At 39.1% G+C, this 17,679-nt stretch carries 14 protein-coding genes; 9 read left to right on the forward strand and 5 right to left on the reverse strand.

Annotated elements, in window-relative coordinates; all coding sequences use genetic code 11:
- Positions 1-2: 2 nt before the first annotated feature.
- Positions 3-998, reverse strand: a complete 996-nt coding sequence (gene mgrA / locus C7S20_RS13800; RefSeq protein ID WP_107013021.1) for an L-glyceraldehyde 3-phosphate reductase — start codon at positions 996-998, stop codon at positions 3-5.
- A 169-nt stretch (positions 999-1,167) separates the two neighbouring features.
- On the opposite strand from mgrA, the gene C7S20_RS13805 reads away from it, so the two are divergent.
- Entirely contained in the window at positions 1,168-2,265 is a 1,098-nt protein-coding gene (locus C7S20_RS13805; RefSeq protein WP_107013022.1) for a fatty acid desaturase family protein, read from the forward strand.
- Here C7S20_RS13805 and C7S20_RS13810 read toward each other — a convergent pair whose 3' ends face one another.
- A complete protein-coding gene (locus C7S20_RS13810; RefSeq protein WP_107013023.1) occupies positions 2,266-2,724 on the reverse strand; it encodes an outer membrane protein assembly factor BamD in 459 nt (152 codons plus the stop codon).
- 171 nt (positions 2,725-2,895) lie between these two features.
- On the opposite strand from C7S20_RS13810, the gene C7S20_RS13815 reads away from it, so the two are divergent.
- The gene (locus C7S20_RS13815; RefSeq protein WP_159039940.1) at positions 2,896-4,521 is read left to right on the forward strand and encodes an ArnT family glycosyltransferase; all 1,626 of its coding nucleotides are present in this window, start codon (positions 2,896-2,898) and stop codon (positions 4,519-4,521) included.
- A 3-nt stretch (positions 4,522-4,524) separates the two neighbouring features.
- Here the strand turns inward: C7S20_RS13815 and C7S20_RS13820 are convergent, their stop codons facing one another.
- Complete coding sequence (locus C7S20_RS13820; protein WP_107013025.1) at positions 4,525-4,962, reverse strand: nucleoside deaminase; 438 nt, start codon at positions 4,960-4,962, stop codon at positions 4,525-4,527.
- A gap of 289 nt (positions 4,963-5,251) precedes the next feature.
- On the opposite strand from C7S20_RS13820, the gene C7S20_RS13825 reads away from it, so the two are divergent.
- From C7S20_RS13825 to C7S20_RS13850, 6 genes are all read left to right on the forward strand, one after another.
- The gene (locus C7S20_RS13825; protein WP_107013026.1) at positions 5,252-6,520 is read left to right on the forward strand and encodes a sensor histidine kinase; all 1,269 of its coding nucleotides are present in this window, start codon (positions 5,252-5,254) and stop codon (positions 6,518-6,520) included.
- A complete protein-coding gene (locus C7S20_RS13830; RefSeq protein WP_107013027.1) occupies positions 6,510-7,214 on the forward strand; it encodes a response regulator transcription factor in 705 nt (234 codons plus the stop codon). Before C7S20_RS13825 ends, C7S20_RS13830 begins: the two co-directional genes overlap by 11 nt.
- A gap of 69 nt (positions 7,215-7,283) precedes the next feature.
- Complete coding sequence (locus tag C7S20_RS13835) at positions 7,284-7,955, forward strand: response regulator transcription factor (protein ID WP_107013028.1); 672 nt, start codon at positions 7,284-7,286, stop codon at positions 7,953-7,955.
- Positions 7,952-9,325: a HAMP domain-containing sensor histidine kinase gene (locus C7S20_RS13840; protein ID WP_107013029.1), complete on the forward strand. Its 1,374-nt coding sequence runs from the start codon at positions 7,952-7,954 to the stop codon at positions 9,323-9,325. The genes C7S20_RS13835 and C7S20_RS13840 overlap by 4 nt, the downstream gene beginning before the upstream one ends.
- 74 nt (positions 9,326-9,399) lie before the next feature.
- Entirely contained in the window at positions 9,400-13,746 is a 4,347-nt protein-coding gene (locus tag C7S20_RS13845; protein WP_107013030.1) for a CusA/CzcA family heavy metal efflux RND transporter, read from the forward strand.
- A gap of 7 nt (positions 13,747-13,753) precedes the next feature.
- On the forward strand, positions 13,754-14,893 hold the full coding sequence (locus C7S20_RS13850; protein ID WP_107013031.1) for an efflux RND transporter periplasmic adaptor subunit: 1,140 nt from the start codon (positions 13,754-13,756) through the stop codon (positions 14,891-14,893).
- A 180-nt stretch (positions 14,894-15,073) separates the two neighbouring features.
- Here C7S20_RS13850 and C7S20_RS13855 read toward each other — a convergent pair whose 3' ends face one another.
- Both C7S20_RS13855 and C7S20_RS13860 read right to left on the reverse strand, forming a co-directional pair.
- A complete protein-coding gene (locus tag C7S20_RS13855; protein ID WP_107013032.1) occupies positions 15,074-15,271 on the reverse strand; it encodes a helix-turn-helix transcriptional regulator in 198 nt (65 codons plus the stop codon).
- Positions 15,268-15,654 carry a hypothetical protein gene (locus tag C7S20_RS13860; RefSeq protein ID WP_107013033.1) on the reverse strand — a complete coding sequence of 129 codons (387 nt, stop codon included), beginning with the start codon at positions 15,652-15,654 and terminating at the stop codon, positions 15,268-15,270. The genes C7S20_RS13855 and C7S20_RS13860 overlap by 4 nt, the downstream gene beginning before the upstream one ends.
- Positions 15,655-15,838: 184 nt before the next feature.
- Here C7S20_RS13860 and C7S20_RS13865 point away from each other — a divergent pair, with 184 nt between their 5' ends.
- Entirely contained in the window at positions 15,839-17,647 is a 1,809-nt protein-coding gene (locus tag C7S20_RS13865) for a family 43 glycosylhydrolase (RefSeq protein ID WP_193510769.1), read from the forward strand.
- Positions 17,648-17,679 lie beyond the last annotated feature (32 nt).

Raw genomic sequence — 17,679 nt, forward strand, 5'->3', positions numbered from 1 at the left:
GCTTATTTTTCAAGGATCGAATCGATCTCTTTTAATTCATCTTTAGAAAATTCAATATTTCCTATAGCCTTAATATTGTCTTCTAATTGTGAAACACGGCTAACACCTATCAATACAGAGGTCACACGCTGGTCTTTTAAAAGCCAGGCCACGGCCATTTGCGCGAGGCTTTGATCGCGCTTTTTGGCAATTTCATTAAGCTGCTGCATTTGCTTTACCACCTTATCGGTTATCTGAGATTTATCGAGATAACTTCCTTCAGTAGCTGCCCTGGAATCATCCGGAATGCCATTCAGGTATTTGTTGGTCAATATTCCCTGTTCCAAAGGTGAAAATACAATGCTGCCAATACCAAGATCATCAAGGGTTCCCAGGAGTTTGTCTTCCACCCAGCGGTCTATCATGTTATACCGCGGCTGATGAATAAGAAAAGGAGTGCGTTGTTCTTTAAGTATCTTTGCGGCCTTTTTCGTGTCTTCAGCGTTATATTGGGAAATTCCCACATACAGCGCCTTACCCTGTCTTACAATTTGATCCAGCGCGCCCATAGTTTCTTCAAGCGGCGTATCAGGATCTGGGCGGTGGTGATAGAAAATATCAACATAATCTAATCCCATTCTTTTCAAAGACTGGTCAAGACTGGCTATAAGATATTTTCGTGATCCAAAATTACCGTAAGGTCCCGGCCACATATCCCAGCCCGCCTTGGTTGAAATGATAAGCTCATCGCGATATGGTTTAAAATCTTCTTTAAAAATACGTCCGAAATTTTGCTCTGCACTTCCGTAGGGCGGCCCGTAATTATTGGCCAGATCGAAATGGGTGATCCCATTGTCAAAAGCTGTTCTGAGTATCTCACGTGAATTTTCCAGGTCGTCATGGTTTCCAAAGTTATGCCAAAGGCCAATGGAAAGAAGCGGAAGATCTATTCCACTATGGCCACAACGGCGGTATTTCATCTTTTCATAACGGTTTTCAGCCGGTTTATAACTGCTCATAAAATGGTTTTTTATTGAATTTTATCGAATTTAAGAAAAGCATCTTAAAATATAGAAAATCTTAAGTATTTACTGATTTCTATCTTAAGCTATTACTAAAATATTGATTTTAATTCTTACTTGTTCTAACTTAGAAATAGGATTTTCCCTTTTTTCTAAACTGGTAAATATGGAAGAACCAACTATTACTAAAAAACCCATTTATCAAAGACCAAAAAAAGCTAGCTTCAGGAAACTCAGGAGTGAAGTAAATCGTATTGTAAAAAATTCTCCAAAGAGAAACCAGCTAAAAATAAAAGCGGTTCTTTTTCCGCTGCTTTATATAGCTGCTTATAGCATTCTGCTGATATACGGGAAAAACCCACTGGTGTTCTATTCTTCCTATTTTTTACTTGGAATATTATTAATACTTATATTTCTAAATCTTATCCATGATGCAGTTCACGGTGTTATCTTTAAAAAAAGGTGGCTGAACGATTTTTGCGTTCATTTTTTCGATTTTTTAGGCGCCAACAGTTATGTTTGGAAAATAAGGCATATAAAATTGCATCACACGTATCCCAATATTATGAACTGGGACAGCGATTTTGAACAAAGTCCGCTGGTGAGGGTGTTTCCGCAAAGCGAATTCAAGAAATTCCATAAATACCAGTATATCTATTTGCCGTTTCTTTATCCTCTTTACCTTTTTAACTGGCTTCTGGTAAGGGATTTTAAAGATTTTTTCAAAAAGGATGTGCTGGTTCGAAAGGTAGCCGAGATCCCAAAAAAAGAATATTTCAAATTATTTTTCTTTAAGGCGGTTTTCCTGGGTTATCTCATTTTTATTCCCAAATTCGTGCTTGACCTGCCGTGGTTAAATGTGATTAGCGGGTTTGTAGTTATGGTATTTACTGCCAGTTTTATTTCTTTACTGGTATTGCTTTCTCCACACGCTAATATTAACAGTGATTTTCCGCAGCCCGATGGAAAGGGAAAAATGCCATATAACTGGATGGAACACCAGCTGCGGTGTACCAATGATATCTCTAATGATAATTTTTTCATCCGGTTTTTTATGGGAAGTTTCAACTATCATATTGCTCACCATTTATTTCCCGATATAGCTCATGTTTATTATCCGCAAATAACCCCGGTAATTGAAAAATTCGCAAAAGAAAACGGATTGGAATACCGCAAAATGAGTTTGCTGGAATCGCTTCGAGGTCATTACAGGCTTTTAAAAGCCAATGCTTTCAATGAAAATATCTTTGAGGAAACCATGTGATCAATTCTTGCTAAAGCTAAGGCTGACGGTATTTCCCAAGGGATTTTCTCCAATTTCGAGATTAATTTTTTCAGAATTTGCTGAAATCACCGAATAATCATTTCTCAGCTCCTTCAATTTTGAATCATCATTAAAGAAAAGATTGAAATCCACGTCAAAATAAGAATCAACATCATTACCTGTATCATTGCTGATCCTCCACGTTCCTGGTATTTCATTGCCGGCTGAAACAGCTTTTAAAACATTATTATTTTCAAAACTGAAAACAATATCGCTGTAATAAGCGGTAAGATCTTCCTGGTTTTTCACAAAATTCGAAATTTTCCAGTTTCCGTCCTGAAGGAGTAATTTCAGTTCTTTTACTTGCGCATCGGTAGAAAGAATGTCGTCATTATCTTTTCCGCAGGAAGTGATAACCATCAGGCTAACAGCCGCTAATAAAAGTTTTAATTTTTTCATAGGGTAGGGCCTATTTTAAAGATTTTTTCAGATTGCAAAATTACAAAGCTTAAGCAGTTGGGCCTCTTTCTATTCCTTAATTAACAATTGCTTTTTACTCCACATGTAAATGGAGCCGATAATTATCGAAATTTGACTAATTTCGAAGCCGTTAATCAAGTACATTTTATTTTGAAAACCAGATTTTATTCGTTTCTGCTTTTAATTTTTGTGATTGTAACAGTAGGCCTTGGTAGCTGGGGTCTTACCGAAAGCAGTGAAGCCAGGTATGCTGAAATTAGTCGTGAAATGGTGAAAACCGGTGATTATTTGCATCCTCGCCTGCTCGATATTCAGCATTTCCATAAACCGCCACTCACTTACTATATTACCGCGCTTGGTTATAATATTTTCGGGATCAACGAATTTGGCGCCCGTTTTTTCCTTCAGGTTTCCCTCATTATTCAGTTGTTGCTGGTTTTCAAACTGGCCATGTTGTTGTTTAAAAATGAAAAGATCGCCTTTTCTTCGGCGGCAATTTATTTCACGTTCCCCATTGTGCTTATTGCCAGTAGAAACCTTACTACCGACTCATATCTTGCCACTACAATTCTGGGTTGCATTTATGCTTACGCGGTTTACAAGATCAAGTCGAAAACATTTTATTTATACCTGTGCTATTTTTTAATGGGCCTCGGATTTCTAAATAAAGGCCCAGTAATTATTCTTCCGGTATTGGCATTTACCATTCCGTGGAAAGTGATTTTAAAAGATAAATGGAAATTTTCTATCCATCACCTGCTCGGTTTTCTGCTTTTTTTACTGGTTTCGGCTTCCTGGTTCATCCTCATCATCAGGGAAATCCCTGAACTGTGGAACTATTTTATTCAGAAGCATACGGTAGACAGGGCACTTTCAGCCGAAACTTTCCACCGGGACAAACCCTTCTGGTATTTTATTGTTTTAGCACCACTGGTGGGATTACCCTGGTTTATTTACACCATAATTCTTTCAGTTAAAAAATATAAACCCACACCAGAAACCGAACGAAAATTCATCAAAATACTGCTCTGGTCCTCCGGAATTGTATTTTTAATGTTTTCGGCATTTTCTTCAAAACTGGTGCTTTATATTCTTCCTATTTTTCCACTATTAGCGGTAGTAGGCGGATTTTTCCTTTCGGAAAGCTCCCAAAGGCTAAAGAAAAATTTCAATATTACTTATTATGTGCTTTTTGTCCTCTTTATCCTGGCGCTAATTCTACTAAAGCTGATCGGCCAAATTCAGCTGGATGTGATTTCAATTATAGCGATTGTTGTAATTGCGGTTCTCGGGCTGGTATTGAGCATAAAATTTTCAACTTCCGCAAGATCAAAATTACTGGCCTTAGGTGTTGCGTTCACTACCTGTGTGATCGCGGCTTTTGCTTTTGTTGGAGATCAGAATCCGTATTTGATCAATACCACTCGTGACCTTGCGGCAGAACTTGAGAACGGTGAGCTTGAAAATGCCGAAAATATTATGGTTTATGATTATATGATACCGTCTACAGCTTTTTACCTTGACAGGCCTATAATCACCGTTCATGAAGGTAATTTTAATACAAACAGGGAAGTTCAGTTTGAACAGGATTCTGAGTATAAAAAAACCTATCTCAATGTTAATAAACCGGAAGATCTCAGGCGCTTTACTGATTATCTGCAGGGAGATAAAAATGTATTGATCATGCGAAGAAAAGGCAATTTACCAGATTCCCTTCAGCATTATTTATCAAAATATAAAGTAGAGGAAGCAGGAAAATGGAAGATCTATTATTAGAATTTATTCCCCGATATCTTCATTCCAGAGACCGGGATTTTCTTTGATAAAATCGTTCATCATTTGGATGCATTCTTCATCATTTAGAACTATCACTTCCACACCGTGATCTTTTAGAAGGTTTTCTGCACCCATAAAACTGGTATTTTCCCCAATGATAATCTTCGGAATTTTGTATAAAAGAATCGCTCCGGTACACATTGGGCATGGAGAAAGAGTGGTGTAGAGAACACTTTCGCGATAAACCTTTGCAGGCAGTCTGCCGGCATTTTCAAGGGCATCCATTTCGGCATGTAAAATAACACTGTTATTTTGTACCCGGCGATTATGGCCTTTACCAAGGATGTTTCCCTGGTGGACCAGAACACTTCCAATAGGAATTCCTCCTTCTTTTCTGCCTTTTTGAGCCTGCTCAATGGCTGCTTTCAGAAACTTATCCATGCATTTCTAATTTGGGTTAAAAATAAAAGAAAGCCCGGCAATTTTTACCAGGCTTTCTTTTATTGTTCAGTTTTAAAGATCTTTTGTGTGTTGTGAGCTTAAATTAAATTATTCCCTAAAACTAAATCTTATCTATTGTTGTTTGTGTTCAATACCGCTAATTTAAGGCAGAAGAAGGATCCGCAGGAATAACAATAGGTCAAGAAAGATTAATGAAAGGTTAATAAGACTAATAAAAAACTAACCAGCTCTAAGAAAGCGTAATTTTTAGTAATATAGTTGCATAGTTGTGAAGCGCCGAAATATTTACATAGCCATTTTTATCATCTCAGTATTGGGACTTTTCGTGGTTCAGTACCAGTATCTTCGCATTGGATTGAACCTGGCGAGGGTACAATTCGATAAAAAGATCGCTTCTGCCGGAGTGGGGATTAAAGAGGAACTCGCTACCGAAAATCAATTATCTTTCCTGGTAGCTCAGGCAATTACCAAAGACAATTACTTCAAATTAAGCAAAGACAGTGTTCAGGATGCTTCCCGATATTTTTTAAACGATTTTATCAGGCAGCAGCTTTCAGAAAATGGAATAAATACCGATTTCAGTTATCGCCTTTATACCCGCGATACTTTGGATTATCTTCAATCTCCGCATCCCTTTGATGAAGATTCCTCCTTAATTAATTACCCCTTCTCACTGGAAGGTTACCTTCCTACAGTCATTGAAAAACCTCTCATCCTGGAATTACAGTTCAATGATTTAAACTCTTATTTCATTTCACAGTTGAACGGTTTAACCGTCCCGAGTTTACTTTTTATTTTAGCGATCATTCTCGTGGTAGTCTGGATTCTTCGTTCATTTTACTGGCAAAGTAATGTGATTACCACTACCAATGAATTTATTAATAATCTTACCCACGAGCTTAAAACACCGGTTTTTTCAGTAGGCCTGGCCACTAAGATCCTCGAGGAAAGTGTCCAGGAAAAACAAAAACCTATAGTTGCAATGATCCGTCAACAGGTGGAAAAACTAAAAAGGCACATAGACCAGGTGCTTGAACTCGGGAATCTTGAATCCCGAAAAAAGCTTTTTGAATTAAAAGAAATCAACCTTCGGCCTCTATTGAAAGAATGGTGTGATTACTACAGGGAAATTTCTGAAGTGGAAAAGACCAGTTTTCAGTGTGAAATAGAAGAACGCGATTTTATGGTCATGGCTGCCGCGAACCATCTCGAAAATGCCATTGCCAATTTGATCGATAACGCGAGGAAATATTCAGATGTGCCGGAAATAAAACTAAAAGCTGTGAAAGAAGGCAAAAATCTTATTATTAGTGTCGCCGATAACGGGATTGGAATCGATAAAAAAGAAAAGCAGCATATCTTTAAAAAATATTATCGAATTTCAAATGGCGATGTCCATAAAGTAAAAGGTTATGGCCTTGGACTCAGCTATGTAAAGGAAATTATTAAAAGACATAAAGGAAAAATTAAAATTGAAAGCGAAACGGGTAAAGGTACCACCGTTTTCATCATTTTACCACTAAGAAATGCAGCCTGAAACAAAAAAAATATTACTTGTAGAAGATGACGATGCGCTTGGATATTTATTATCAGAGTATCTGAAGATCAAAAATTTCTCTGTAGAATGGGCGAAAAATGGGAAATCTGCTTTGGAAATTCTGAGAAAAAACCAGGATTTTAACCTGGCTATTCTTGATGTGATGCTTCCGGACATTGATGGGTTCGATCTCGCGGGAAGACTTCAAAAAGATTTCCCTAATCTTCCGTTTCTGTTTCTTACGGCGCGTTCCCTTAAAATTGATGTTCTCAAAGGCTTTTCCCTGGGAGCAGTTGATTATCTTAAAAAACCCATAGATGAAGAAGAACTGGTAGCACGCATCGAAGCCATTCTTTCACGAATGGGGACCGATCAGGGCACAGAAAATCAGCCAAAAGAAACCTATAAAATTGGGGAATATACATTCGATAGTCAGAATCAGGAACTTAAACATGAAAAAGAAAGCATTTCTCTAACCGGCAGGGAGAGTGAGATCCTGGAATTCCTGATTATTCATAAAAATCAGTTGTCTTCACATAAAGAACTGCTTACCAAAATATGGGGGAAAGACGATTATTTCAATCGTAAGAGCCTGAATGTTTTTATTTCTCACCTTCGAAAATACCTTCAAAAAGATCCTCACCTCAGCATCGAAAATGTACATAAAAGGGGGTTTATTCTAAAGGTTGAATGATCAGGAATTTTAAGCAAATCTTAAGAGAGCGATAAGAATGGTTTAAATTTATTGAATAAGTTTTGTAGCATGAGAATTTTAATCGTTGAAGACGAACCTGGAATTGCCAATTTCGTCAAACAGGGCCTGGAAGAAGAATCTTTTGCTGTTGATGTGGCCGAAGACGGGAAGAAAGGCCTTGAACTTGCCTTAAGCGGCGTATATGATCTATTACTTCTTGACTGGATGGTTCCCGGCTACAGCGGTATCGAAATCTGCCGCAGGTTCAGAGAGAATTTTCCCAAAACACCGGTTATTTTTCTAACCGCGAAAGATACTGTTGATGAAACCATTTTCGGTCTTCAGTCAGGGGCGAATGACTACCTGAAAAAACCTTTTCATTTTGCCGAATTACTGGAACGTATAAGAGTTCAGCTTAGGCCGGTTACTTCCGAAAATCATTTAAAGTTCACTCTTGGAGATATTGGACTCGATACTGCCACTCACCAGGTATTTCGAAATTCTGAGGAAATTTTACTTACTCAGAAAGAATTTGCGCTGCTTGAATACCTGATGCGCAATAAGGGGAGGGTATGCCGGCGTACCCAAATAATAGAAAAAGTTTGGGATATACATTTTGAATACAACACGGGCGTTATTGATGTTTTCATCAATTCACTAAGAAAAAAATTGAAATTAGGCCCAAATGATAATTATATTCAAACCGTGCGTGGTGTAGGTTACATTGCCAAAGAAATATGAAACTCCACTTCAGAAACCGAATAGCATTACATTATATCGTGGCCACAGCGATTGTTATAGCCGTGGTTTTTGTTACTATTTTCCTGATTGTAAAAGAAACGGTATATGCCAATCTTGATCATGATCTCAATTTCGAGATAAATAAACATAGTGAAGAAATTGTTGTGCGAAATGACAGTATCTATTTCTATAATAAAAAAGAACTGGAAGAACGGGAGCATCAGGAAGTGCAGGTAAACCCTGTTTTTATACAATTAATAGATACCACCGGTACCATTTTTGACAAATCTCCGAATTTAAAAGATGAGGAGCTTAAAATATCTTCACTCCAGCCTGACGGAAGTCATTTTAACTCCCGATTTTCAGATAAATTGATTCGACAGGTGCAACTACCGGTTAAAAGAAACGGGGTGATCAAAGGTTATGTGATTGCCGGAATGTCCCTGGACGCGTCACTCATTCTTCTTGATAAACTGAAAAATACGCTGTTAATATTATTTCCGATTATCCTTTTCGGACTTTTCTTTATTTCGAGTTACCTGGCGCATCGAAGTATTAAACCAATACGTTCCATTATTACCACCACCAACAGGATAACTCAGGAAAATCTAAGTGAACGGGTAGAGTTACCGGCACAAAAAGATGAACTTTACGAACTTTCTGCAGCGATCAATGAACTGCTCAGCCGTATTGAAAAGACCATTGAGCGCGAACGTGAGTTTACCTCAGATGCTTCTCATGAACTGCGAACTCCGCTTTCCTCCTTAAGAGGGACGCTGGAAGTGCTCGTTAGAAAAGAAAGGAGCAGGGAGGAGTATGAAGAAAAGATCCAATACAGCTTATCTGTAATTGATATGATGAGCAATATCATTCAACAGCTGCTGACGCTGGCTCGCATGGATTCAGCATCCGATTTAAATAAGCAAAAAAAGATCCTGCTTCCCGAACTTCTCGATCAGATTTTAGAAAGATATACAGCTGAAATTAAAAAGAAAAATCTTAAAATAGATCTTCAATTTCAGCCTGAAATCGACACTCAGGTACCTGAATATTATTCCAACCTTATAATGGATAATATCATCAATAACGCCATAAAATATTCCGGAAGGGATGCTTCTATAAAAATTGTACTTAAAGAAATCGATGGCCATTTGGTATGTATGGTTAAAGATCACGGAATAGGCATCAGGAAGGAAGATCAGGAAAAACTCTTCAATAATTTCTTCCGCTCAGACGCGCTAAATCATAAAGATATTCCCGGAAACGGACTTGGTTTATCAATTGTTAAAAAATCAGCAGATGCTATTAATGCCAAAGTTGAGGTTGAAAGCGAACTCAATAACGGAAGTATTTTCAGCGTATATTTTTAAGCGAATCTTAAGATAACCCTCAGAAAGAGCTAAGGGACCGGTAATAGATTTGAAAAAAATAAGAAATCCGGTTCATGTTATCAAAAATTATAAAATTCAGTCTTACCCATAAGCTGATCATTTTCGTTTTCACTGCAGTAATCGTTGGATTTGGTATTTACTCACTTACCAATATTTCCATAGGCGCGGTACCCGATGTGACCAATAACCAGGTTCAGGTGATCACTACTTCACAAAATCTTTCCACGCAGGATATGGAGCAGTTCATAACCTATCCAGTAGAGCTTGAAATGGCGAATTTGCCAGGGGTGAAGGAGATCCGATCGGTTTCCAAGTTCGGTCTTTCAGTGGTTACTATTGTCTTTGAAGAAAACCTTGGAACCTATCTTCCGCGTCAGCTTATCGCCGAAAAAATAAAATCTGCTTCCGAAAAAATTCCCGAAGGCTTTGGCACACCTACAATGGGCCCGATTACGACTGGCCTCGGAGAGATCTATCAATATATTTTAGACACCAAACCCGGTTATGAAAATAAATACTCTGCCCGTGAATTGCGAACCATTCAGGACTGGATCGTAAAAAGGCAGTTATCGGGAATTCCCGGTGTGGTCGAGATCAATGCCTGGGGTGGATATCTTAAGGAATATGAGGTCGCCATCAATACGAAAAAGCTGAACGCGATGAACATTCCGGTTACCACTATTTTCGATGCGCTGGAAAAGAATAACAGCGTGGCAGGTGGCGGTTATATTGAAAGATCAGGGCAGGCCTATTTCATTCGCGGCCAGGGAAGGGTAAATTCGCTGGATGACATCCGCAATATTGTGGTAAAAAATGACAATGGAACGCCTGTTTATATTAAAGATGTAGCAGAAGTAGGTTTCGGCCACGCGCCGAGATACGGAGCCATTACTGGAAATGGTGAGGGCGAGAAAGTACTGGGGCAGGTGATGATGCTGAAAGGAGCAAATTCAAATAAAGTCATCAATGCCGTAAAAGAAAGGGTGAAAGAAGTGTCTAAAAACCTTCCAGAAGGAGTAATGATAAGACCTTTTTTAGACCGAAGTAGCCTTATCGCCAAAACCACCAATACCATTGCCGAAAACCTGATCCTGGGTTGTTTGATCGTAATTTTTGTAGTGGTTTTGCTTCTGGGAAATTTTAGGTCCGGACTTGTTGTAGCTTCAGTTATTCCCCTTTGTTTGTTATTTGCTCTCTCCCTGATGTATATTTTCGGAATTGATGCCAATCTTATGAGCCTTGGTGCCATAGATTTTGGGATCATCATAGACGGGGCGGTGATCATTGTGGAATACACCGCTTACCAGATCACCCGAAAACAGAAGGAATATGGAGAACTTTCAGGAAGGGAGACCAAAAACCTGAAAGACAGGGCCACCTATTCAAGCGCTTCAAAAATGATGAGTTCGGCAATTTTCGGGCAATTGATCATCCTCATTGTTTTTATTCCAATTCTATCCCTGAGCGGCGTGGAAGGTAAAATGTTCCGTCCTATGGCACTCACTTTCAGTTTCGCATTGATAGGCGCTATGCTTTTCTGCCTGACCTACGTTCCGGTAATGTCTTCAGTTTTTCTGAAGGCAAAACAGCCTTCCCCTAAGAATATTTCTGTGCGGATCATTTCATTTTTGAACAGGCGCTATGAAAGAACCATTTACTGGGCGCTGAAAAGGAAAAAGTTTGTCATTGGCGTAGCAGCAGGATTGCTCGCTCTTTCAGTGTATGTTTTCACAACGATGGGCGGGGAATTTATTCCGCAGTTAGATGAAGGAGATTTCGTGATCCAGCCGGTATTGAAAACCGGTACTTCATTGAGCAAGACCATAGAAACCACCACGAAAATCGAAAATATACTTCGTGATAGTTTTCCGGAAGTAGAACAGGTGGTAAGCCGTATTGGCGCCGCCGAAGTACCTACCGATCCCATGTCTATGGAAGAAACCGATGTCATTGTTACTTTGAAACCAAAAAGCGAATGGGTTTCTGCCGAATCTAAAGATGAATTAGCTGAAAAAATTAAAAAGGCGCTTTCCGTTTTTCCAAATATGGAAATTGAATTCACACAACCAATTGAAATGAGGTTCAACGAACTGATCACTGGGGTTAGGGCCGATATTGCCATTAAAGTATTCGGTGAAGATCTGGATATATTAAATACCAAGGCCAACCAGATCAAAGAAAAGATCAAAGGCGTTGATGGCGCTTCTGATATCAGCGTGGAAAAGATAGTGGGCCTTCCGCAAATGAATGTGAAATACGACCGGGACAAAATTGCCCGCTACGGGCTGAATATCCATGACCTTAATGAAATTGTAACCATGGGCTTTTCAGGAAAATCTATGGGTAGCGTTTTTGAAGGGGAAAAACGATTCGATCTTGTGCTCAGGCTGGCAAAAGAAAAGCGCCAGGATATTTCAAATTTAAAAAATCTCTATATAGATATTCCGGCCGGTGGAAAGATTCCACTTAGTGAAGTAGCCGATATTACTTATCAAAAGAGCGCTGCGAAAATTTCCAGGGATAATACCAAACGCCGAATTGTGGTGGGTGTAAATGTTCGTAATCGGGATCTGGAATCGGTAGTAAAAGATATTCAAAAGATAGTTGATGAAGATATTAGCCTGCCTCCAGGATATAGCATCACTTATGGCGGACAATTTGAGAATCTGCAGAGCGCTACAAAACGTTTGAAATTAGCTGTGCCTATCGCTTTATTTCTGATTTTCCTCTTGCTTTATTTCGCATTTGATTCCATGAGGCAGGCTTTAATGATCTTTTCTGCAATCCCTCTTGCGGCCGTGGGCGGAGTTCTTCTTTTATGGTTGCGGGATATGCCTTTCAGTATCTCGGCGGGTGTTGGTTTTATCGCGCTCTTTGGTATCGCCGTGCTGAATGGTATTGTTTTGATCGAACATTTCAAAGAATTACGGGAAGAAGGAATGCCGCACAGCGATGAACTCATTGTTAACGGAGCGAAGGATCGTCTGCGGGCTGTTTTGCTTACCGCATCGGCTGCAGCACTCGGATTCCTGCCTATGGCCATTTCTAACAGCGCAGGCGCTGAGGTTCAACGACCTTTGGCAACGGTGGTGATTGGAGGGCTCATAACTTCCACTTTACTTACACTTGTTGTACTACCGGTGGTTTACTCTATGTTCCATAAAGATGAAGAACCTAAAAAGATAAAACGTCTGAATAACAATAAAAATCACCGCATTAAGGCGTTAGCTACAATTCTATTGCTTCTAAGTATCCCTGGTTTTTCCCAAAACAGGCCTGTAAACAGTTTTGAAGAACTTCGGGAACTGGCCTTTAAAAACAATAATGCCCTTAAAGCCTCGTCGCTTGGAGTTGATGAAGCCCGGGCACTCGAAGGAACTGCATTCGACTTTGGTAAAACAGCAGTTTATTATCAATATGACGAAAGTAACCTTTCCGGTAACGTACCGCTGAAAACTTTCGGGGTACAACAGGATTTTCTTTTTCCCACAGTCTATTTTGCCCGAAATAAACTTCAGAAGAAAATCACAAAAACCCAAAGCAGTGCTTTTGATCTCAATTCTCTTCAGCTTGAACAGGCTTTAGCCGCCGCTTATTACAGATTTCAGTATGAAAAAGCAAAAAGCAGGGTATATGAGAAAATTGATAGTCTTTATAAGAATTTCGCCCATGCTGCCGAACGAAAATTTGAGCTGGGAGAATCTAATTACCTCGAGAAGATCACGGCACGGGCCAGGCAAAAACAACTGGAGACAGCTTTTCAGCAAAGCGAAAAAGACATCAGGTCAACATTTGATGAAATCAAATCTCTTGTTCAAACCGAAAAGGATTTTTATCTGCCCGGAGTACCCCTGGACAAGTTGGAATTGAGGAATATAAGCCTTGAAAACCACCCGGGTCTTGATTTCTATCAGAATCAGATGGAAGTGAGAAAATCTCAGGCAGGGCTGGAAAAGCAGCATTTGCTTCCCGATATCACTCTTAATTATTTTGAAGCCGATAATTCGGCTATTTCAGATAATCTGATTGGATATCAGGTGGGACTAAAAATTCCTCTTTTTTTTAATGCAAATTCCTCCCGGATCAAAGCCGCCAAAATTTCAGAAAAAATCGCTGAAAATACACTTACAAATTACAGGGTGCAGCTGCAATCAAGATACGAGATGTTGCTGAATGACCTGCAGAAATATCAGCAATCGCTTTCCTATTACGAAGAAGAAGGGAACGCCCTTGCGGGAGAAATAGAAAAAACAGCCGTGGTAAGCTATAAAAATGGTGAAATAGACTTTTTTGAATACATACAAAGTCTGGAAAATGCATTTCAGATCAGGCTGGCTTACCTGGATGATCTTAACAAATACAATCAAACTGTAATTCAAATAAATTATTTAACACTATAATCTGGTGATGAAAACAACAATAATACATCGGTTAATTTTATCAATTTTGGGTCTAATGCTCGCTTCCTGTGCAAATTCTGAAAAGAAAATTGTTTCAGAAGTCGAGGTCAAATCCGATATTCAGGTAACAGAGAATCAGTTCAAAGGCAATGATATGCGGCTGGGCCAGATCCAGGAAAAGGATTTTCCACAGATGGTGGAATCTACGGGAATTATTGATGTTCCGCCGGAAAATAAGGCAATAATAAGTCCGTATATGGAAGGTTATGTGAAAGATACCCCGCTTTTAATTGGCGATAAGGTGGAGCGCGGACAATTTTTGGTGAGCCTGGAAAACCCTGATTATGTACAATTACAGCAGGATTATTTGGATGCACTGGAGCAGCTTCAGTTTTTAAAGTCGGAATACGAGCGACAAAAAACTCTGGCCGAAGAAAAAATCACTTCCCAAAAGAATTTTCTCAAAGCCGAAAGCGATTATAAAAGAAACCTTTCCAGGTATAATGCATTGAAGAAAAAGCTGCAGATGCTCAATATCGATCCTTCCAATGTGGAAAAAGGAAATATAACTTCAACAGTAAATCTTTACGCTCCAATTTCAGGGAGCATAACAGAAATGATGATTAGTAAAGGAATGCACGTTTCGGCTGCTGATAAGCTTATGCAAATTACTGATATCAATCACCTCCACCTGGAATTGAACGTTTTTGAAAAAGATGTTATGAAACTTAAAGCGGGGCAGGACATTCTTGTTAATATTCCTGAGGCTACAGAAGACACTCTTGCAGCCGAAATTCACCTTATTGGCAAATCTATAGATGAAGATAAACGAACCGTGCGCGTTCACGGTCATTTTAAAGATGAAGAAAATAATAATTTCGCAGCGGGGATGTTTGTGGATGCCCAGATCGTGATCGGATCGCAAAAAGCTATGGCGATTCCTTCAGAAAGCGTGGTTTCGCTTGACGACAAGAATTATGTTCTTGTTCTTAACTCGAAAGAAAAAAATATTTATTACCTCGATCGAAGAGAAGTATTAACGGGAGATAGCTATAAAGGTTATACTCTCATAAAAAATGCAGCCGATTTTAAAAATGGAGACCAGCTGCTGGTAAAAGGTGCATTTCCATTGATCACAGCGGAATAATTTAGTCCTGAAACCTCATTTTTGATTAATGACCGATCACTTTACCGAAAGCCAGAGAAATAGGAAAGTGATAAGGAAGCTGAGAAGATAAAGTATTAAGGAGATCATTTTTTAAAAATTACTAAAGTGTTGAAGAAGAAAGCAAGGACAAAGAAAATAATCTTGAGGTAAAGAGTTATTTCAATTCTTTTCATCTTCAAAAATATCTTCAATTTGTAGCTTGAAAAGCCTTGCAAATTTGAAAGCTAAAGGTAAACTGGGATCAAATTTGCCTTTTTCAATAGCGTTTATGGTCTGGCGTGAAACTCCGGTTTCCTCTGCAAGCTGGGCCTGGGTCATATCATTTTCTGCCCTCAGTACTTTGAGTCGGTTTTTCATTTGTAGCGGGCATTTCCGATTAAAATGGCGGCGATATAGGTTATTCCAAGCAGAAAGACCAGATGGGAGATCTCGGCGTCAAATCCAATCACATTGGTAATATCCAAAGCAGAATAACCTATGCCGGCAACCAATGCCACTCCAAGGGTGATGCCCATTGCATCCAGTTGAATTTTGCGCTGTAGCTCATCTATTTGCTGAAGCAGCCGGATATTTGCGAGGATCATACCAACTCCTATCAGCAGGTTTGCCAGGATCATTATCACCGAAATAGTAACATTGAAATTCCAGATGAATTTCGCTCCAAATGTCACCAGCGCCAGACTTAAGACCCATCCTAAGGTCCAGAAAGCCAGTTTTAAAGTGTATTTATTTGTATTCATATGTAAAGTTTATTTGACACAAATATAGATAAATAAATTAAAAAGTAAAGTTTATTTTACAAAAAGTAAATAAAAGTTGATTTACCTTTTTTCTACACTTAACATTTTAACTGAAGCTTAGTACACGCATCCTGAAATCTCTTTTTAAAAAATCCGAACTTTGAATAAGACTAAATTATTTCTGATGAAATCTTTAATTTTCACTTTTTTGACCGGCCTTTTTGTTGTTACCTCTTCTTTCGCGCAGACGGTAAAATCAAAAGAGAATTTTAAGACCTATTGCAATCCGCTGGATATTGATTATTCCTATATGTCGCATTACAGGGCGAGCTATGATGTTTCTTATCGTTCAGGAGCTGATCCTGCGGTAGTAAGGTATAAGGGGAAATACTATTTGTTTGTGACCAGGTCTCATGGTTACTGGGTTTCAGATGATTTGAGCAACTGGAAGTTCATTCGTCCGCAAAGCTGGTATTTCAAAGGTTCCAACGCTCCCGCCGCTGCCGTTTATAAAGATAAAATTATCGCTTATGGGGATCCTTCGGGTAGGGGACCGATCATCGAGACCGATAATCCGGAGCTTGGGGACTGGAAAACAAATTTTGCCGTTATCAACCTTTCAAACGGAATTCAGGATCCTGATCTATTTGTTGACGATGACGGAAGGGTTTATCTTTATGAGGAATCTTCAAATAAATGGCCAATTCGGGTAGTGGAGTTGGACACGGCTAATTATTTTATTCCGAAAGGAGAAGAAAAAGACCTTTTTAAACTTCATCCGGAAAAACATGGCTGGGAGCGTTTCGGGCAAAACCATACTTCAGATATCGATCCTTATATCGAAGGCCCATGGATGGTGAAACACAACGGCACTTATTACCTCGAATTTGGTGCTCCGGGAACCCAGTGGAATGTTTATGCCGACGGGGTTTATACCAGTGACAGTCCTATGGGGCCTTTTAAATATGCACCTTACAATCCTGTTTCCTATAAACCGGGAGGTTTTCTCACCGGCTCTGGTCATGGAAGTACCATTAAGGATAAAAACGGTAATTACTGGCATTTCGCCACGATGGCGATTTCTGTTAATTACAAATTTGAAAGAAGAATCGGGATGTATCCCGCCGGATTTGAAGACGATGGCCAGATGTATGTGAACACGGCCTACGGCGATTATCCGCATTACCTTGACCTTTCTGAAGCAAAAGATCACAAACACCGATTTACCGGCTGGATGCTCCTTTCGTATAAAAAACCCGTTTCTACCAATTCTCCTGTGGTAAAAAAAGATATAAACGTCGTTGATGAGAGCGGGGAAGGTTATATGCAGGAGCAGATAAAAGATTTTTCCATCCAAAGTATCAATGATGAGAATATTCGTTCTTACTGGGTTTCGGAAGCTAATAACGACTCAATTTATGTGCAGGTAGACCTTCAGAAACCAATGCGGGTAAGGGCACTTCAGATTAATTTTCAGGATTTCAACAGCCATATTTTTGGAAGGCCTGACACCTTAAGGCAACAGTTCAAAATAAAAGCTTCCCTGGATGGCAAATCATGGAAAACCATTGCTGATTATTCTGAAAATAAAAAAGATATGCCTCACGCGTATATCGAATTGCAGGAACCGGTAGAGGCAAGGTATATAAGATATGACCATAAATATGTGACTAATAATTTTCTTTCTATTTCAGAATTTCGAATCTTCGGAAAAGGACAGGGTCCTAAACCCAAAACTCCTAAACACTTTAAAGTAGAAAGACAGGAAGATCGAAGAAACGCCGATCTTAGCTGGGAAAAGGTAAAGGGAGCAACCGGTTATGTTCTCTACTGGGGCATTGAAAAAAATAAACTAAATCTCTCGGTGTTAATGTATAATGACTCAGATTATGAAATAAGGGCGCTAAATACCGATCAGGATTATTACTTCCAGGTTGAGGCTTTCAATGAAAACGGGATTTCTGAAAAAAGTAAAATTCTGCATGTTGATTAATTAAAAAGAAATTCCAACCACTAAGTTCTTTA

Source organism: Christiangramia fulva (assembly GCF_003024155.1).
GTDB classification, from domain to species: domain Bacteria; phylum Bacteroidota; class Bacteroidia; order Flavobacteriales; family Flavobacteriaceae; genus Christiangramia; species Christiangramia fulva.